Source organism: Acinetobacter larvae, from assembly GCF_001704115.1.
GTDB classification, from domain to species: domain Bacteria; phylum Pseudomonadota; class Gammaproteobacteria; order Pseudomonadales; family Moraxellaceae; genus Acinetobacter; species Acinetobacter larvae.
In genome coordinates this window covers 2,659,579-2,678,372 of sequence record NZ_CP016895.1, presented here as the reverse complement: position 1 = coordinate 2,678,372, position 18,794 = coordinate 2,659,579, and the positions used below count along the sequence as shown (strand labels likewise).

The following is an 18,794-nucleotide window of genomic DNA, read 5'->3' as shown; positions in this document are numbered from 1 at the left end:
GCTCATTTCGCCAAGCAAAGCTAGCGCTTAGAATTGCTTGGCAGTGTATGTGCTGGTTTTGCTTTGCTGTTGTAAATTAGCAATAGCAAGCCAAACGCAGCACATAGCGCTGTCCATAAAAAGCCTTGACGATACGTCGAGGCAGCAATAATCGTGCCGATGACCGGACCTGATAATACATAAGACATATCCATAAATGCCGAATATAAGCCCATGGCAGTGCCGCGTTCATGTGCTGCACAATGTTGACTGACCAATGTTCCCAGCGCTGGAAAAATTAATGAACAACTGGCACCGGTTAAACTCATTGCGGCCAAGGCAATATATTGATTGGGGGCAATAGCCAAACAAGCCAGCCCAATGGCTTCGAGCGCTATAGAAAAAATCGCCAAGCGATAGAGTTGTTGTCCTTGTAATAAATGACCTAAAATTAAACGCGTGATGACAAAGGACAGCCCAAATACAAGTAAAGCCCATGGCATCAATGACCAAGCAGATGCTTTAAAATAAAGTGACGCAAAAGATTCAATCGCGGCAAAGCCTACGGCATGAAAAAATAACACGCCACCGAAGATTAAAACTTTGGGAAAAACTAAACTGAGCGAGGCTTTTTGTTGATGTTTACTGCTTACATCTGCAACGCGCCAAATAATCGCAAGGCTTATAAAGGGCAGCAGTAATGTCATACAGCCCAGTGCTGTGAGGTCGTATTGTTGCAGCAGGTAGATGCCTACTGGCGCACCACAGGCGATGGCGGCATAAATAGAAATGCCTGTAATCGATAAAACTTGTGCGGTACCTGCATCGCTCTGTAATCGTTCAATACACCAAGTAATGGCTGCAGTAATTAAGATCCCTTCGGCAAAACCTAAAATAATGCGCCCAATGATTAAGCTTGTAATCGCTAGAGTAGGGTCTGCTATTTGACTGCTGAGCATTAAGACCAGTCCATAGAGCGCTAAAATCATTAAACCCGCGCTGACGGTTTTTTTAGGACCTAAGTGCCATAATAAATGACCCATCATAAAACGGCTACATAGCGCAGCAAGAAATTGCATGGCGATAACGATGCCGACCATCGTATTGCCAAAGCCCATATTTTGGTGAATCACCAAGGGCAGACCGCCTAAAGAAACGCCTATTAAAAAAAAGCAGCAGATAATAGTACTTTGAATGCGCGCGATGTTTAATCGTTGTTGCGACAACATAATGCCTCCAAATGAGGACAGGGTATGATTTGCAGACAAATATCAGCACCCTATCGTATCGACAGTGTGCGTTGCTTGACGTTAACGCTTACGATATGTTTTGTGATGAAAGAAACTGACTAAATTCATATTTTTACAGCGTAACGATAACAAATATTGCGTTACAGTGCTAGGGTATAACAATGCATCAGCTGAGCAGCTTATGTCGATCTTAAAACTGGAATGTTCAAGCTCTTGCGCGCCAGTCAGTTTTTCTCCCATAGGAGCGTTAAAATCAATCATTGACGGATTAACGCAATTGTCTTTTTAACCCAACTATTTTTTAATAACCCAAGTATCTTTCAAACTTTCAACGCATAAGGAATAAAAACGTGTCGAGTTGTATTTTTTGTGAAATTGCGGAAAAGATTCGCCCCAGTCATGTGATTGCAGAAAATGAAAAGTTCATTGCATTTTTATCTATTTTTCCCAATACCTTAGGAACGACTGTTGTGATTCCTAAGCGGCATTATCCAAGTTATATTTTTGATTTAGATGAAACGATCATGATTGAATTGATGCTGTTTAGCAAACAGGTTGCATTGAAATTGGATCATTATTTTGATGATGTGGGACGTACAGCCTTAGTGTTTGAAGGCTTTGGTGTGAATCATATTCATGCCAAGTTATTTCCAATGCATGGTACGGTAAAGCAACAGCAAGATTGGCAAGCGATCAATTCATCTATTCATCATTATTTTGAAAAATACCCCGGTTATATCTCTACACATGATGCAGATGAAGCCGATGCCGCAGAGTTGGCGCAATTGGCTGCAGATATTCGTCAGACTGTGTTTGAAGCCTAAACCGGCAGTTCTATACGATGAACACCACTTTAATCCATTAACCGAGTGATTGATTGATCTCACTCGGTGATGCATTTGTTTATACACTTGGTGGTATGGGCGGGTATAGAGCGCAAGATTTTAGATCATGTCTGCTTGTTTCAATTCTATTTTTAAATAAGCATAAAAAATAGGCGCAGCGATCAAACCCGGCAAACCAAATAAGGATTCAAATATAAGCATGGCCAACAGCACTTCCCATGATTGCGCATGAATTTTACTGCCAATAATTTTGGCATTAATAAAGTATTCAAGCTTATGGATAATAATCAAATAACTCAGTGCGACTATAGCAACCGTTAGCGAAATCGTTAAACCTGCTAGGGTAATCAATGTATTGGTGACCAAATTCCCCACAATTGGAATGAGACCAAAAATAAAAGTTAAAATCGTCAAAGTTTTAGCAAAGGGGAGATGTACATTAAATATCGGTAAAACCACAAAGACAAAGATTACAAATAAGAGCGTATTAATAAGCGAGATCTTGATTTGTGCAAATACCACACTACGAAAAGCATTGGACAGATTGATAATCCGCACTAACATTGCTTGCTTAAATACCGGGCGATATTGTTGGGGATTTAACTGATTCAGAGAAATCAAAATACCCAGCACAATACCAATAATAATGGTGACGATACTGTGTATTAACCCGGTCCCTGTATGTTTTAAGGTGGCAATATTGGCACGCAATAAACCCAGTACGTGCGTTTTTATTTCAGCCAAACTATAGGGGGTAAAATTGGGCATATACTGCACAATTTGCAATTGTAGACCTTGTAAGGCATGATCAACTTTTTGTTCAATGATCAGCCGTTTGGCACCTTGTAGATCGTGTAAGACAAAATTATAAAGACCGGTAATTGCCAGTGCCACCAAGGCAAGTACAATAATACTGACAACAATACTAATGGTTAAACGAGCACGTTGCCCATCGATATATTTTTCCAGTACACCACCTAAGCTATTAATAATTTCAAAGATCACAAAACCAGCAAAAAAGCATGCTAATAAATGCATTGGAATCAATAAAACTAGAAAAATAAGCATCAAAACATAACTCACCATTACGCATTGACGATCATTTAAAATTTTCATGTTAGATGTATACCTTTTATCGTAAACGGCTTGTGATGAAGGAACCGTTCGAAATTCATTATTGATTTTACATTAAACGAGACCCAACGAAATGCTGTGATTGATCAACAACAGCATAAAATCAATATAGATCACTTTTTTTAAATTGCTGGCACAGATTTAGAAAGGTGGCAGGCAGATTCAATTATGATACTCCTAGTCACTGCTACTGTCGTAGAAATCTTAACGATAAATCTCAAATTATTTATTCATCATCCATAGACTTCCTTCATTAATCATTTTTTAAACAGCCATCTTTTTGATCTCCCGCCCACTCAAGGTTATATATACCTGCTAATAAATTGAATCTTAAATTTATTCTTTTTCGCCGATTTCTGTACACACAGGATAAGATTTTAAAGATTTTCATTCTTCCAAAAACATGCTCAATACCAATTCGTCTACGGCTGATTTCTTTATTGAATTTTTTCAGCTGCTTATCTAGAGCACACCCTCTTTTAGCCTTAAAAGGAACCAAGCAACCAAATCCAAGTTTTTCTATACCTAAATAGCCCTTGTCAACTATAAAAAATGGTTTAAATTTAAGATATTTAATACTTTTATTAAATATCTTAAAATCATGAACTCTACCTTTATCGCAACAAACACTCAGTATTTTACCGGTCATATAGTGCATTGAAACTTGAAATTTAATCGTGTGACGTTTCTTTTTGCCGCTATACCATTTTTTCTGTTTTTTTTGGACGTTGCACGAAAATCTCTGTTGCGTCAACGACAACAACATCCCAATTAGCTTCTTCTCGATCAGGCATTTGTTTGGGTAGACTAAATTTCCCTGATTTAATCAGAATATCTTCAATCTTACGGGTGGTTCGGAGTGCACTGGTTTCTGAAACACCATAATTCATGCCGACATGGAATAGCGTTCTATATTCCCGCCAATACTCTAAACACAAGAGAAGACGGTCTTCTAAGGGCAATTTTGGAGGGCGACCCTTGCCAGTATTGACTGGTAATTGAACTCTTAATTCATCCATCATTAAATTAAATGTGGACCAACTAATGCCTGTAAGTCTGCGAAACTTATCATCAGGTAACTTTTTAACGTCTTTATATCTCATTGAGATATTATCGCTAAGAATTAGATTTTTAGCTGTATAGTTGGTAATCAAACAGCTGTGTATTTTTTAATTTATGAAGGAAGTCTCATGACTAATCATATGGATGATGAATAAATATGAATAAATATGAATAAATATGAATAAATAAAGTAGAGCAGTTGAGTTATATTCGGTAGATTCTGCGTTAATCGTTGCTGTCTTTTAAACCACGTGATCCCTCTAAAATCATTCGAATCATAATCATGGTTTGTTCGGCAACTTCTTTACGGGTCTCGGCTGGCATATCTATCATTTTAGCGCCCATATTAAAGACCAATTGGGTAATTGCTTTGGCAACCAGTTCAGGGTGGCTTAATTGACTACGCTGTAGACGTTCTAAGCGGATTAAATCGTCTTTTAATTCTTGTTCAAAATAATTTAATTGATTTTCTACAGCTTGTTTATAAGAGCGCGAGCCTGTATAGCCCTCACGCAATAATAAACTTAAATTACCATCATCCGTGTCTAACTGTTCAATAAACACTTCAACGGAACTGCGGATAATGCTCTGTTGTTTCGACGCTTGTGAACGTGCAGATTGTAAAATATGACGTAATACAATCCCTGCACGTTCAATGAGCTCAATTGCCAGCTGGTCAATATCACGAAAATGCCGATAAAAGCTATTGGGAGCAATGCCTGCTTCACGTGCAACTTCGCGTAAACTGAGCGCAGCAATACTTTTTTCAGGGCCAATAAGGTTTAACGCAGCTTGAAAAAGTTCATCTTTGCTAATCGTTGCTTTGCGCCCTGCACTGCGCACGGGTGCTTGATTTTTCTCGATTTCTTCTTTTTGATCAATCACTTGTTGCATGGGCTTTGCATTCATAATGTCATGGAAAAATAGCGTCTTAGAGGCATTATAACCACTCGGGTTACAGTTGTGAAATAAATTGAAAAGACATTCGTATATACATCTATATATACATATGTATAATAATTGAAAATTACTTCTAAATGGTTGGGTCATTATGCAACAAGCAACCGCATTGCAGCCTTATAAGCCAGGATGGTTAAGCAATATACTTGATGTCGATACCGCGGACTTTTGGTTACAAAAGCTCAATCCCATCTGGTCATTACAACAAGCCATGGGCAAGATTGTCGAAAAAAACTGGGTTTCCAAAGACAGTATGTGTCTTCTCATCAAGACCAATCGTCATTTTAGAATGGGGCAGGCTGGTCAGCATCATCCGATTAAAATAAATATTCAGGAACGTTATTACCAACGTAGTTATAGTTTAAGCCAGCTCGATGCTCAACATGTACAACTGACGGTCAAACGGGTAAAAGATGGATTAGTCAGTAACTGGTTGTGTGATCGTGCGCAAAAAGGCGATATTGTACTATTGGGCGAACCCTTTGGTGATATGACCATTTCTGCATCGCCAGCACAGTATGTGTTATTGGCGGCGGGTAGTGGGATTACCCCGATGTATAGCATGGTACAAGCGCTGGAAAAAAAACAACAATTATCCCAATATCAGATTGATTTACTGTACTGGGTTAAACGTCCAGAAGATGCCAGTTATCTAGCTTACTTTGAAAAACTTGCACAGCGCTATGCACAGTTTAATTTTCAGGCATTTTATAGCCAAGCAGAACAAGCAGATGCACGTTTAAATGCACAGCATATCGCACAGTTTTCTCAGTCTCAGCCCGTTGTTTATGCCTGTGGTCCTTCGGGTTTTGTGCAAAGCGCACAACAGTTATTTGCCGATAACCCATTATTTAAAAGTGAAGCATTTTATTTTAGTCGTGTAGCCGGTGATGCACAGCAAAAAGTGGTGATTACTTTAACCAAGTCAAAACAACAACTCACCATTGCACGTGGCGAATCCATTTTATCTGCATTAGAACAGCAAAATATTCGTCCTGAACATGGCTGTCGTATGGGCATTTGTAATAAATGTGCTTGTCATAAAAGTCAGGGCGTCAGCAAAAATCTACTCAATGGCGCTGAACATCGTGAAGCCGATTCAGCCTTAAAACTATGTGTGAATAGCGCAGAATCCGATATCAGTCTTGATCTTTAAGAGAGTCCAGCCATGAATATGCCAGTCAAAAATCAGTTTTTTAAAAACCGTAAAAACCGAGAGCTAAGTCAAATTGAACTTGATGCTTTAGCAGACGAGCTAGATCAAATTAAACAGCAAGTACTTGATGATATGGGGGAAAAAGATGCCTGTTATATCAAACGAATCTATTCTATTGTGCGTTATAGTAGCTTTTTAGGTCGTGCGTGTTTATTTGCAGGCTGGTTCCCACCAGCTTGGTTATTGGGTACCGGCTTATTGGGTTTTTCCAAAATTATGGAAAATATGGAGCTTGGGCACAATGTGATGCATGGTCAGTATGATTGGATGGGCGATGAGCGTTTCTCGGGTCAGAAATATGAGTGGGATACCGTAGGTACCTCAGATAACTGGAGACATACCCATAATTTTAAGCATCATACATATACCAATATTCGCGGCATGGATGATGATATTGGTTATGGTCTGGTACGTCTTTTTCCAGAACAGCGTTGGAAATGGGGCTATGTATTGCAACCAGTTTACAGTATCCCATTTTGTTTATTATTTCAGTGGGGCGTTGCTATTCAGAACTTAGAGATTGGTAAAGTACTGTATGGGAAAAAAACCAAACAGCAATTTTATCAAGACTGGAAACCGGTCCAAAATAAAATAAGCAAGCAAGTACTGAAAGACTATGTGTTTTTCCCGTTAATTGCCGGTCCTGCTGCGCTCCCTGTATTGGCTGGAAATTTTGTTGCCAATGGTATTCGTAATATTTGGACTTTTAGTATTATCTTTTGTGGTCATTTTACCAAGGATGTTGAGGTCTTTCCAAAATCGGTTTTGCAAAATGAAAGCCGTGGTCATTGGTATATGCGCCAGATTCGGGGTTCATCTAATTTAACTGGTTCAGTGCCTTTTCATATTTTGACTGGGCACTTAAGCTATCAGATTGAGCATCATTTATTTCCCGAAATCCCATCTTTACGTTATCGTGAAGTTGCGCCCAAGGTTCAAGCCGTATGTAAAAAATATGGTCTCCATTATAATAGTGCCAGCTTATTTAAACAGTATGGTCAAGTCTTGGGTCGTATTATGAAATATGCATTGCCATTTAAGAAATAACGCGCTTTAAAATAAGAATTAACACGCTTAAAAAATAAAAAACCTCGGTCGCAAAGGGCCGAGGTTTTTTGTGGTAACTATTTTAGGGTAACTATATTGTTATTGTTTCTAAGATCTATTTGAGTTGGATGCTACCGCTAGCATTTACGGTAATTTTACTTTCACCGGCAGAAACATCTTGTGCAGCACCAGCATCGGCTGCTTCAAATTTTGCCATTGCTGCCATCATCCGTGGTTGTGGATAGTATGCATTGTTGGTATTGACGTTAAGTGTCACAAGGCTATAACCCGCTTTATTCCATGCTTGAGCCAGCATTTGCGCACGTTGTTGGAAGCTTTTAGATGCCTCAATCATCAGTTCATTTTCAATTTTGCTGCGCTGCGCATCCGATACACTAAAGTTAATAGACTGGGTTTGGAAGTTTTGTTGTAGCTCATTGATGAGCTGGCTGGCTGCTTTAAAGTCGGTGCTTTCAATCTTGACTTCAGCACGACCACGCCATTCACGTAACTTACGATTATCATTGTCATATATCGGATAGGTATTTTGTGAACCTGTTTTGACTTTGACTTGCGGATATTTTTTGGCAAGTGTCATCGCTTGATTCATGAGCTGATTTATTTGATTGGACAGCTCTGCTGGTTGTTTGTGATTTTTCTCAATATATAAGGTGGCATGCATTTCATCATTAGAAACTTGGCGTGCAGCTTCAGCCTGAATATTGACCACATTGTATTGTAAGGGTTCAACATTTTGTGCGATGGCTTGGTTGCAAAGCGTCATCCCCAGTAAAACGCTACTACAACCCAATATTGCTGCGGAAAATGTTTTTAAATTCATTATTTCATCCTTAAAGGTCATGATGATGTACATTGATGGCATGCTTTGATGCAATGTTCAACATCTTAGGTGGCTGGAACTGAGTAAACATGCACTGATTGTGGTAACTTTGTAGATTTTTTTACTGGAAATTGCAATTAAAATTCATAATAAAATCAAACAATTTCAGGCGTTTAATTTTGTTTAAGCAAAAATCGCCTTAAAATTGGGCAATTGAAAATATAATATAACAAAATCAAAGGTTTTCTTTATAGCGTCACATAGTATCATGATAATTCTAAATTGGCGTGTGATGAATGTTTTTTCCAATCGGGGAATGGCAAAAATTATTGCAATTTGGGCTTCATTTTTTGGGAAAAAAAGGTATGATCGCGCTCCTAGTTTAGGATATCTGAATGATTGGATAATTATTTATCAAAACCTCATTCGTCCTACTAGGTTCCTATAAAGCACCGAGTCAAAGGACCACAAGTCAACCGACTTATTTCTTTCAACCCATATCAGAGATGGTAATTCGATATGAGCGTTTCTTCTGTAAATTCTGCCACCCTTTCTTCTAACGAATATTATTTGACTCGCCAAAGTCAAATGGAATCAAATGTTCGTAGTTATCCACGTAAATTACCGTTAGCGATAGCGACAGCAAAGGGTTGCTGGGTTACCGATGTTGAAGGTACACAGTACCTCGATTGTTTGGCTGGCGCCGGTACATTAGCCTTGGGACATAATCACCCTGCGGTGATTCAAAGTATCCAAGATACCTTAACCAGTGGTGTTCCTTTACATACGCTTGATTTGACTACACCGTTAAAAGATGCGTTTACCGAGGCTTTACTCGCGTATCTTCCAGGTGGTCAACAGCAGTATTGTTTACAGTTCTGTGGTCCATCTGGTGCAGATGCCACAGAAGCCGCAATTAAATTAGCCAAGACCTATACAGGTCGTTCTTCTGTTATTAGTTTCTCAGGTGGCTATCATGGCATGACCCATGGTTCACTCGCGATGACAGGGAATTTAAGTGCCAAAAATGCGGTGAATAATTTAATGCCTGGTGTACAGTTTATGCCTTACCCACATCCTTATCGTTGCCCATTGGGTCTCGGTGGCGAAGCGGGTGTTGACGCATTAACGTATTATTTTGAACAATTTATTGAAGATGTTGAAAGTGGTGTAACCAAACCAGCCGCGGTGATTCTTGAAGCGATTCAAGGTGAAGGCGGTGTTGTGGTCGCACCGGAAAAATGGTTGCGTAAAATTCGTGAAGTGACCGAAAAACACAATATTGTGTTGATCTTAGATGAAGTACAAGCTGGTTTTTCACGTTCAGGTAAAATGTTTGCTTTTGAATATGCAGGGATTGAACCGGATGTCGTGGTGATGTCTAAAGCCGTGGGCGGCAGCTTGCCATTGGCGGTCTTGGGGATCAAACGTAAGTTTGATGCTTGGCAGCCTGCAGGTCACACTGGAACTTTCCGTGGTAACCAATTGGCCATGGGCACTGGACTTGCCACTTTAAAGGTTATTAAAGAGCAAAAGCTGGCCGAGAATGCACAACAACGTGGTGATTATTTACAAGCTGAGTTAAGCAAACTTGCTGAACAATATCCTTGTATTGGTCATGTGCGTGGTCGTGGTTTGATGATCGGGATTGAGATTGTGGATGAGCGTCAAGCGCCCAATCATATCGGGGCTTATCCAGCCGATGCACAGTTGGCTGCTGCGATTCAAAGTGCTTGTTTTGACAATAAGTTATTGTTAGAAAAAGGTGGCCGTAACGGTACTGTGATTCGTTTACTGTGCCCACTGATTATTACCCAAGAAGAATGTGTTGAAGTGATTGCACGTTTTAAAACTGCAATTGCTGAAGCATTACAGGCAGTACGGGGCGTATAAATGGTAGATTTTGCAGAACATCGCAAAGCCTTACTCTGCAATGATCCTGCCGCAATCGCTGACTATCAGTCGGCGATGCAGCAGGCAACTCAAGCCGTTGCAGCTTGGCTTCAAGATGACAAAATGTATGCTGGCGGGAGCATTCGTGCATTGCGCGAAGCAATTGCTTTTCAACCAACCGCCCAAGGCATGGGCTTAGACGCTGCCTTGGCGCGCATGGTTGAGTTATTCCTCAATAAAAGTTTAAAAGTACATCATCCACATTCTTTAGCACATTTACATTGCCCAACCATGGTCAGCAGTCAAATTGCTGAAGTATTGATAAACGCCACCAACCAATCAATGGACTCATGGGATCAAAGCCCAGCAGGTTCCTTGATGGAAGTTCAGCTGATCGATTGGCTGCGTCAAAAAGTTGGTTATGGCGCTGGTCAGGCTGGCGTATTTACCTCAGGCGGTACACAATCCAACCTGATGGGAGTGTTGTTGGCACGTGATGCCTGCATCGCCCGCCATTGGCAAGACGAACATGGCGCACCTTGGTCCGTGCAACGCGAAGGCATACCGGCTGAAGCTTTGCGCCGTGTAAAAGTGATTTGCTCTGAAAATGCACATTTTTCGGTACAGAAAAATATGGCAATGATGGGCATGGGCTTTCAGTCTGTAGTCACTGTGCCTGTCAATGCACAAGCACAACTCGACACAGATGCTTTGGCAAAAACCATGGCACATTTACATGCTGAAGGTAAAATTGTGGCGTGTGTGGTGGCAACCGCTGGAACCACCGATGCCGGTGCAATAGATCCTTTAAAAGACGTGCGTCAGCTCTGTGATCAGTATGGCGCATGGATGCATGTCGACGCAGCGTGGGGCGGTGCTTTAATTCTGTCACAGAAACACCGTGATATGCTGGATGGTCTGGCTTTGTCTGACTCGGTAACTTTGGACTTCCATAAGCATTATTTCCAAACCATCTCTTGTGGTGCATTTTTATTGAAAGATGAGGCGAACTATCGCTTTATGCACTATGAAGCGGAGTATTTAAACTCAGCCTATGATGAAGAACATGGTGTTCCCAACTTGGTGTCGAAGTCTTTACAAACCACACGCCGTTTTGATGCCTTAAAATTATGGTTAACCATTGAAGCCTTAGGTGAAGAACTCTATGGGTCCATGATTGATCATGGTGTGGAATTGACGCAACAAGTTGCAGATTATATTCAAGCGACTGAAGGTCTAGAGTTGTTGTTGGCACCACAGTTTGCTTCGGTATTGTTCCGTGTTGTACCACAGGATTATCCTGCTGAATTGCTCGATAGCCTAAACCAAAACGTCGCAGATGAATTATTTGCACGTGGTGAAGCCAATATTGGTGTGACCAAAGTGGGGGCGGTACAGTCATTGAAAATGACCACACTGAGCCCAGTGGCAACATTGGACAATGTTAAAGCGTTATTGGACTTGGTTCTTGCTGAAGCAGAGCGGATTAAAACACCGATCTTAGCAGGCAGTTATACGCCACCCATTCAATAAATCTATAGCATAAATTTGTAAGAAAAAAGGTCTGGTTATAGACCTTTTTTTTGTTTAAAAAAATATATTTTACAAAAGCTTAGTCTCTTTGAACTTACTATCATATTCCGAGTGGAATCATGCTTGATTGAATATCATTAAAGCGTCACTAATCTGTCACGGAATTGTCATATATAAAAATCACAATGAGTTCATCCAAAGGGCTACACCTGAAGTGGCAGTAGTTCCAATAATAGATCATCATGATTAAGAGAGAAAATAATGCGCTTAAACCATATTGCCATGGCTTTATTTGTTTCTGGGGCAGCAGCAGCTACAGCAGCACAGGCAGCACGCGAAACCATACAAATCGCTGGTTCTTCAACCGTATTGCCTTATGCCAGTATTGTGGCTGAAGAGTTTGGCAATACTTTTCCTCAATTTAAAGCGCCTGTGGTGGGTTCAGGTGGTAGTTCGGCGGGCTTAAAACAATTTTGTACGGGTGTGGGTGACAATACCATTGATATCGCCAATGCTTCGCGCAAAATCAAAGATACTGAAATCGCGGCATGTAAAAAAGCAGGCGTGAATAATATTTTAGAAATTAAAATTGGTTATGACGGTATTGTTTTTGCTTCAAATGCCAATAAAGCAGCATATAAACTTAAACCGTATCATGTATTTGCAGCATTAGCCGCAGAATTACCTTCGGGTGGTAAAATGGTTGCCAACCCATATACACGTTGGAATCAAATCGATCCATCGCTACCGAATGAACCAATTACCTTGGTCATTCCGGCATCTAACCACGGAACACGTGAAGTCTTCCAAGAAAAAATGATTGATAGTGGCTGTGAAGCTTATGCATATATCAAAAAACTAGACAAAGATGCACAGAAAAAAGCCTGCACAACTTTCCGTAAAGATGGTCGTGTGATCGAAATTGCTGGTGACTATACAGAAACGTTGGCGCGTTTAAAAACCTCGCCGAGTGCGGTTGGTGTTTTTGGTTTAGGTTTCTATGATCAAAACCGCGATAAATTACGTGTTGCAACAGTCAATAATGTTGCACCATCTGAACAAACCATTCTCAATGGTTCTTATCCTGTGTCTCGCCCATTATTCTTCTATGTAAAAGGTGAGCATTTAAAATCAATCAAAGGTTTAAATGAATTTACTGAATTCTTCCTCAATAAAAAGATTTCTGGTAAAGGCTCTAAACTTGAAAAAGCTGGTTTAATTTCTATGTCTGATGCGGAACGTGCTAAAGTTTTGGCTGCGTTTAAAGCAGGTCAAGGTGTAAAATAACGGTATTAAATCAAGACTGATGATAGTGACCTATCATCAGTCTTTTGTGCTAAGCGGGTTTTTTCAATGCGGTATCGAAAAAACGCGATGGAGAATACATGAATCTGCTACTTATTGGTGTGTTGCTGGCATTGATCGCAATCGCATATCAAATTGGGCTTCGTAAAAGTCGAAGTATCGCGGGGAAAGGGAAGAACTCAGCAATTTTACATTCGCGCCCGGGTTATTATGGTGCCTTGGTTGCCTTATGGTGCGGTATCCCAGCATTACTCATTCTGATCGTTTGGAATTTGGTTGAACCGAATATCTTAAAACAAATGGTCCTCAACAATTTTCCAGCATCTGTGGTGAGCTCATTAGACCAAACTGGTTTACAGGTCGCGGTTGAGCGTGTAAAAGCAATCGCCTCTGGTTTTGGTGTCAGTGATCAAGCACAAGCCTATGAAGTGGCTGCGGCAGCGGAGTTGAAGAAATATCAAACCATTGGTTTGTTTGCCAAAGTTGCTGTGGTGATCTGCGCTGCATTGGCTGGGCTGGTTTGGGCGAAAAATCGTATTAGTCAACAATATCGTGCGCGTAATCAAGTGGAGAAAGTCACCAATATTGCCTTGGCGCTGTGTTCTGGTGTCGCGATTTTGACCACAATCGGTATTGTCATGTCGATGTTCAGTGAAGCAATGCGCTTTTTCCAATTTGTAAGTCCATTGGATTTCTTCTTTGGTACCGAATGGAACCCTGGCTTTAGTACAACGGGAAGTGCTGAAGGCAGTTATGGGTTATTACCATTACTGTGGGGTACCTTGATGGTCAGTATCATCGCATTGGTGGTTGCTGTACCAGTAGGCTTAATGATTGCAATCTATTTAGCAGAATATGCTTCGCCACGGTTACGGGCTTGGGCAAAACCAACCATCGAAATTTTGGCAGGTATTCCAACCATTGTATACGGTGTGTTTGCACTCATGATTATGGGACCGGTATTTAAAGAGCTGGGGCAGTTGGTTGGTTTAAATATCAATGCCACCAGTGCTTTAACTGCTGGTTTTGTCATGGGGATTATGATTATTCCATTTGTTTCTTCTTTATCTGACGACATTATTACACAAGTTCCACGTTCATTACGTGATGGCTCTTTGGGTTTAGGTGCAACCAAATCTGAAACGATTCGCCGTGTGGTGATGCCAGCAGCTTTGCCCGGTATTATTGGTGCCTTTTTATTGGCTGCATCACGTGCTATTGGCGAGACGATGATTGTGGTACTGGCAGCAGGCAATAGCCCACTGCTACATGTCAATCCATTAGAAGCTGTATCAACAGTCACCATTACGATTGTTAACCAGTTAACAGGTGATACTGACTTTGCCAGCCCACAAGCACTGGTGGCCTTTGCCTTGGGCTTGACTTTATTTGTGATCACTTTAGGACTCAATATCGTGGCACTTTATATTGTCCGTAAATATCGAGAGCAATACGAATGAATACATCAAATACATCGCCAGTGGATCAAAATGTATTTGATCCCCAACGTGCAGAACAGTTAAGACAACAACGTTTAAGTCGTATTGAAAAATCTTTGGCTTCTCGTCATCGCAAAGAAAAACTATTTAAAACATTTGGTTTTAGTGCTGTGATGTTGGGCTTGGCATTTGTTGCAATTTTATTTAGCAGTATTTTGTACAAGGGGCTACCTGCCTTTTGGCAAGCCAGCTTGAGTGTACCGGTTTATTTTGATCCTAAAATCATTGATGCTGGTCCAGAGCCAGTGATTGCAAAAGGTGAAAGTCCTGCACAGTTCCAAGAGCGTTATATTGCTTGGCAAACGCAGATGGGCATGGTGGACTGGGATGCAGTCATTGTAAATTCAATGCTCAAAAAAGATCCATCACTGAGTGCAGACAAAGATTTATTAAATCAGCTTTATACCAGTTCAGAGACTTATCGTATTCGTGATATGTTGTTGAAGAATCCAAAATTATTGGGTAAGACTGAACAGGTGAAATTACTTGCCGATGCCAATATCGATGTTTGGTTAGCAGGTAATATTGATCGTGATTTACCCGATCAACAGCAGCAACTGAGCCCAGAGATTCGCCAATTAAGCGATAAGCTCTATGCCAAAGATATTATTCAAAACAGCTTTAACACGCAGTTATTTGTCAATCCAGACTCACGAAGTTCTCCAGCAACGGCTGGTTTGGCGGGTGCGTTTATGGGCTCGTTATTTATGATGCTAATCGTCATCTTTATTTCGATCCCAATCGGGGTGGCGAGTGCAGTGTACTTGGAAGAGTTTGCCAAGAAAAGCTGGATTACTGACGTGATTGAAGTCAATATTAATAACCTTGCTGCTGTACCATCTATTGTCTTTGGTCTGCTGGGTGCTGCGATCTTTATTGGTTGGATGCATATGCCAATTTCAGCACCATTAGTTGGTGGTTTAGTCTTGAGCTTAATGACTTTACCGACGGTAATTATTACCACACGAGCATCTTTAAAAGCAGTTCCACCATCTATTCGCCAAGCGGCATTGGGGTTGGGAGCATCTCGGGTCCAAACCATATTCCATCATGTTTTGCCTTTGGCATTGCCCGGTATTTTAACGGGTGCAATTATTGGGGTCGCACAAGCCCTCGGTGAAACGGCACCATTATTGTTGATTGGAATGAGTGCCTTTGTGGCCAACGTTCCGGCAACACCATTGGATCAATCTACTGCATTACCTGTACAAGTATTTTTATGGCAAGGTAATGAGTTACGTAATTTCTTTGAAGGTCGTACAGCAGCAGCCATTATTGTGCTTCTGGCCTTAATGATTGGCTTAAACAGTCTCGCGATTTGGCTGCGTAAGAAATTTGAAGTGCGTTGGTAAGAGGGCACATTATTATGAATGATACTGTTGATCTACAAAGTTCGAAAAAACAGGATAAATCCGTGAATCAAGAACAATCCCAATTTATAGGGTCTGCAACGACAGCACGCCCTACAACGTCTAGCTTTGCTTCACAATTTGAAAATACTTCACAACGTAAGCAAGAAAAAAATCAAACCGTAAAAATCAGTGCCGAAGATGTACATGTTTATTATGGTGAGTCTGAAGCGATCAAAGGGATTGATTTACAGATTTATGAAAATGAAGTCATTGCTTTTATCGGTCCATCCGGTTGCGGTAAGTCAACTTTTTTAAGAACCTTAAACCGTATGAATGACACCATCGATATTTGCCGGGTAACGGGCAAGGTGGTGTTGGATGATCAGGATATTTATGATCCGCGTCTAGATGTGGTTTTATTGCGTGCGCAAGTGGGAATGGTTTTCCAAAAACCGAATCCTTTTCCTAAATCAATTTTTGATAATGTTGCCTATGGTCCCAAATTACATGGGCTGGCCCGCGATAAATACGATTTAGAAGAAATTGTAGAAAGTAGTCTACGTAAAGCTGGTTTATGGGATGAAGTAAAAGATCGCTTGAACCAACCAGGTACTGGATTATCGGGTGGTCAGCAACAACGCTTGTGTATTGCGCGGACTATTGCCGTCAGCCCAGAAGTGATCCTAATGGATGAGCCATGTTCAGCACTGGACCCTATTGCAACTGCCAAAGTTGAGGAATTAATTTCTGAGCTTTCTACACAATATACCATTGCCATCGTGACGCATTCGATGCAACAAGCGGCACGTGTTTCTGATCGTACTGCTTATTTTCATTTGGGCGATCTGATAGAAGTTAACTCGACGGAAAAAGTATTTACTCAGCCTGAACATCAGTTGACAGAAGCGTATATTACTGGACGTTTTGGTTAAGAATTTGGGTTAAATATTTAGGTTAAGTATTTGGGTTAAGGATCTGGATGACAATTTGCTGGTTTTAGTGATTGGGTACTACATTGTTGTTATATGATCAATTCAAGCGCTAAAGAGCCGTTTTACGGCTCTTTTCTTATGGCTTTATTTAAAAAAGTAAAGATTTTGAAAATAAAGATTGAAATTTAGTGCAAATAACCTTATGAGTTAAACATAAGATCTTATCAAGAGTAGAATGACTTTATGCTATTTCATTTACCGAAATTACCAGCGGAAATTCGTATCAGCCACCTCAATGCTAGAGTGAATGAGCATAGAAAAAAAATTGCACAGGCAACGGCATCTAAATTTGAACTCTTACAACTTGCACAACAACTTTCAAGAGAAGCCCGTGCGCGTAAAAAAAATAATCAAAAAATTTATGTATTAGACTTTAAAGGTGATGTGCAAGCCTCGGCTGTTGAAAATCTACGCGAAGAAATAACATTAATCTTGGCAACGGCCAAAGCTGGGCGTGATCGTGTGGTATTGCGCCTAGAAAGTCCCGGTGGGATGGTTCACGGTTATGGCTTAGCAGCAGCACAACTGGTTCGTTTGCGTGATGCTGGTTTTCATTTGACGATTTGTGTCGATAAAGTAGCGACCAGTGGTGGTTATATGATGGCGTGTATAGGCACTGAATTAATTGCTGCGCCTTTTGCGGTATTGGGTTCCATTGGTGTGGTGGCACAGGTTCCCAATTTTAATCGTTTACTCAAAGAGCATCATGTAGATTATGACCTATATACCGCAGGAGAGTTTAAACGTACAGTAACCATGTTTGGTGAAAATACAGCAGAAGGCAAAGAAAAGTTTGAACAAGAATTGCAGCAGACACATCTGCTCTTTAAACATTTTGTAGAAAAGTATCGTCCGCAACTCAATGTAACTAAAGTTGCGACAGGAGAGCATTGGTATGGGCAAGATGCGCAGCAGCTTAATTTAGTCGATCAATTAAAAACTTCAGATGAATATTTATTGGGGCTTTTGCCACAGCATGATGTTTATGTCATTCAAACACGCCGTCGACCGACTTTGGGAGAAAAATTAGGTTTACAAGCTGCACAAGTGGTTGAACAGATTATCCCAACTGCGCTGAATTGTTTAAATGAGGCTTTGTTTAAAAATAATCAAGCAGTGGTGCAACTGCGTGATCCCAAACAATGATGCAATTTAAATCGTGATGTGTAATAGCATGATGCAATCAAGTCTTGGTCATTGGGCTATTTTATAAAGCACCGCGGTTCTTTGCTTGATGTGAGCTTATGTTTGAATAAATAACGCCACAAATGATATGCCAATAAAAGTCAGTTTTAACCACTGTACTGTATTTGCTGTATGTTATGGAGGATGAATAACAATACAGTTGAATAACAGCGCAGTGGTTTTTATGGTTTAGGGGGTATTTATTTTGAGTTCGATTTGACTTTGGCGTTGAGCAATGGGCTTTGTTGTTGTCAAAAAACTTAAACATCATGAGAGCACTTAAAATATTGTCAGTAATAAAGCCGTAATATTTTTACTTTTTGGATAAATAATGCGCATATTTGTCGCTATACACACGTCATTATCTGCTTCATATATTCTTGATTAAGGTTTTGGTTGTATTTTGAGCAATTTGCTTTATCTAGATATTTGTTCAAATAAACTTAATAAATAATGCGTCAATTAAAATTGCTGCTAAATTTTTAATCCATATGAAAAAATAAATAACGAAACATATATAATAATGGTTTGAAATATAATGATATTAATTTGAGTTATTACACTAAAAAATGTCTTTTAAGCGCTTTTCATCATGGTCGTATTGATGATGATGTTGGAGCAAGCTGTCCTATTATTAATAAAAACTAAATAAGTATTTTTGTGTAATTGGGTGTTTAGCCTATTGTTTAGGTATAAAGTAA

General features: G+C 40.2%; 16 protein-coding genes. 10 read left to right on the top strand and 6 right to left on the bottom strand.

Features of this window, described 5'->3' with window-relative positions; all coding sequences use genetic code 11:
• Positions 1–20: 20 nt before the first annotated feature.
• On the bottom strand, positions 21–1,208 hold the full coding sequence (locus BFG52_RS12000; protein WP_067556519.1) for an MFS transporter: 1,188 nt from the start codon (positions 1,206–1,208) through the stop codon (positions 21–23).
• A 371-nt stretch (positions 1,209–1,579) separates the two neighbouring features.
• Here BFG52_RS12000 and BFG52_RS11995 point away from each other — a divergent pair, with 371 nt between their 5' ends.
• Complete coding sequence (locus tag BFG52_RS11995; RefSeq protein WP_067556516.1) at positions 1,580–2,053, top strand: HIT family protein; 474 nt, start codon at positions 1,580–1,582, stop codon at positions 2,051–2,053.
• Between the two features lie 120 nt (positions 2,054–2,173).
• On the opposite strand, the gene BFG52_RS11990 is transcribed toward BFG52_RS11995, so the two are convergent.
• The 4 genes from BFG52_RS11990 to fabR all read right to left on the bottom strand — a co-directional run bounded on the left by BFG52_RS11990 (position 2,174) and on the right by fabR (position 5,164).
• Positions 2,174–3,190, bottom strand: coding sequence for an AI-2E family transporter (locus BFG52_RS11990; RefSeq protein ID WP_067556513.1), 1,017 nt, complete (start codon positions 3,188–3,190; stop codon positions 2,174–2,176).
• Positions 3,191–3,461: 271 nt separating this feature from the next.
• Positions 3,462–3,974: a transposase family protein gene (locus tag BFG52_RS11985; RefSeq protein ID WP_067552569.1), complete on the bottom strand. Its 513-nt coding sequence runs from the start codon at positions 3,972–3,974 to the stop codon at positions 3,462–3,464.
• Entirely contained in the window at positions 3,907–4,311 is a 405-nt protein-coding gene (locus BFG52_RS11980) for a transposase family protein (protein ID WP_067552566.1), read from the bottom strand. Before BFG52_RS11980 ends, BFG52_RS11985 begins: the two co-directional genes overlap by 68 nt.
• A gap of 184 nt (positions 4,312–4,495) precedes the next feature.
• Complete coding sequence (gene fabR / locus BFG52_RS11975) at positions 4,496–5,164, bottom strand: HTH-type transcriptional repressor FabR (protein WP_067556510.1); 669 nt, start codon at positions 5,162–5,164, stop codon at positions 4,496–4,498.
• Between the two features lie 157 nt (positions 5,165–5,321).
• On the opposite strand from fabR, the gene BFG52_RS11970 reads away from it, so the two are divergent.
• Together BFG52_RS11970 and BFG52_RS11965 are read left to right on the top strand one after the other, a co-directional pair.
• The gene (locus tag BFG52_RS11970) at positions 5,322–6,386 is read left to right on the top strand and encodes a ferredoxin reductase (protein WP_067556507.1); all 1,065 of its coding nucleotides are present in this window, start codon (positions 5,322–5,324) and stop codon (positions 6,384–6,386) included.
• A 12-nt stretch (positions 6,387–6,398) separates the two neighbouring features.
• Complete coding sequence (locus BFG52_RS11965) at positions 6,399–7,493, top strand: fatty acid desaturase family protein (protein ID WP_067556504.1); 1,095 nt, start codon at positions 6,399–6,401, stop codon at positions 7,491–7,493.
• A 115-nt stretch (positions 7,494–7,608) separates the two neighbouring features.
• On the opposite strand, the gene BFG52_RS11960 is transcribed toward BFG52_RS11965, so the two are convergent.
• A complete protein-coding gene (locus BFG52_RS11960; RefSeq protein ID WP_067556501.1) occupies positions 7,609–8,334 on the bottom strand; it encodes an SIMPL domain-containing protein in 726 nt (241 codons plus the stop codon).
• A gap of 519 nt (positions 8,335–8,853) precedes the next feature.
• On the opposite strand from BFG52_RS11960, the gene BFG52_RS11955 reads away from it, so the two are divergent.
• The 7 genes from BFG52_RS11955 (at position 8,854) to sohB (ending at position 18,054) form a co-directional block, all read left to right on the top strand.
• Positions 8,854–10,227, top strand: a complete 1,374-nt coding sequence (locus tag BFG52_RS11955) for a diaminobutyrate--2-oxoglutarate transaminase (RefSeq protein ID WP_067556499.1) — start codon at positions 8,854–8,856, stop codon at positions 10,225–10,227.
• Complete coding sequence (locus BFG52_RS11950) at positions 10,228–11,760, top strand: pyridoxal phosphate-dependent decarboxylase family protein (RefSeq protein WP_067556496.1); 1,533 nt, start codon at positions 10,228–10,230, stop codon at positions 11,758–11,760.
• A gap of 261 nt (positions 11,761–12,021) precedes the next feature.
• Positions 12,022–13,047 carry a substrate-binding domain-containing protein gene (locus BFG52_RS11945; protein ID WP_067556493.1) on the top strand — a complete coding sequence of 342 codons (1,026 nt, stop codon included), beginning with the start codon at positions 12,022–12,024 and terminating at the stop codon, positions 13,045–13,047.
• A gap of 98 nt (positions 13,048–13,145) precedes the next feature.
• The gene (gene pstC, locus BFG52_RS11940; RefSeq protein WP_067556490.1) at positions 13,146–14,525 is read left to right on the top strand and encodes a phosphate ABC transporter permease subunit PstC; all 1,380 of its coding nucleotides are present in this window, start codon (positions 13,146–13,148) and stop codon (positions 14,523–14,525) included.
• Entirely contained in the window at positions 14,522–15,916 is a 1,395-nt protein-coding gene (gene pstA / locus BFG52_RS11935) for a phosphate ABC transporter permease PstA (RefSeq protein ID WP_067556487.1), read from the top strand. Before pstC ends, pstA begins: the two co-directional genes overlap by 4 nt.
• Positions 15,917–15,930: 14 nt before the next feature.
• On the top strand, positions 15,931–16,848 hold the full coding sequence (pstB, locus tag BFG52_RS11930; protein ID WP_067556484.1) for a phosphate ABC transporter ATP-binding protein PstB: 918 nt from the start codon (positions 15,931–15,933) through the stop codon (positions 16,846–16,848).
• Between the two features lie 243 nt (positions 16,849–17,091).
• A complete protein-coding gene (gene sohB / locus BFG52_RS11925; RefSeq protein ID WP_067556481.1) occupies positions 17,092–18,054 on the top strand; it encodes a protease SohB in 963 nt (320 codons plus the stop codon).
• Positions 18,055–18,794 lie beyond the last annotated feature (740 nt).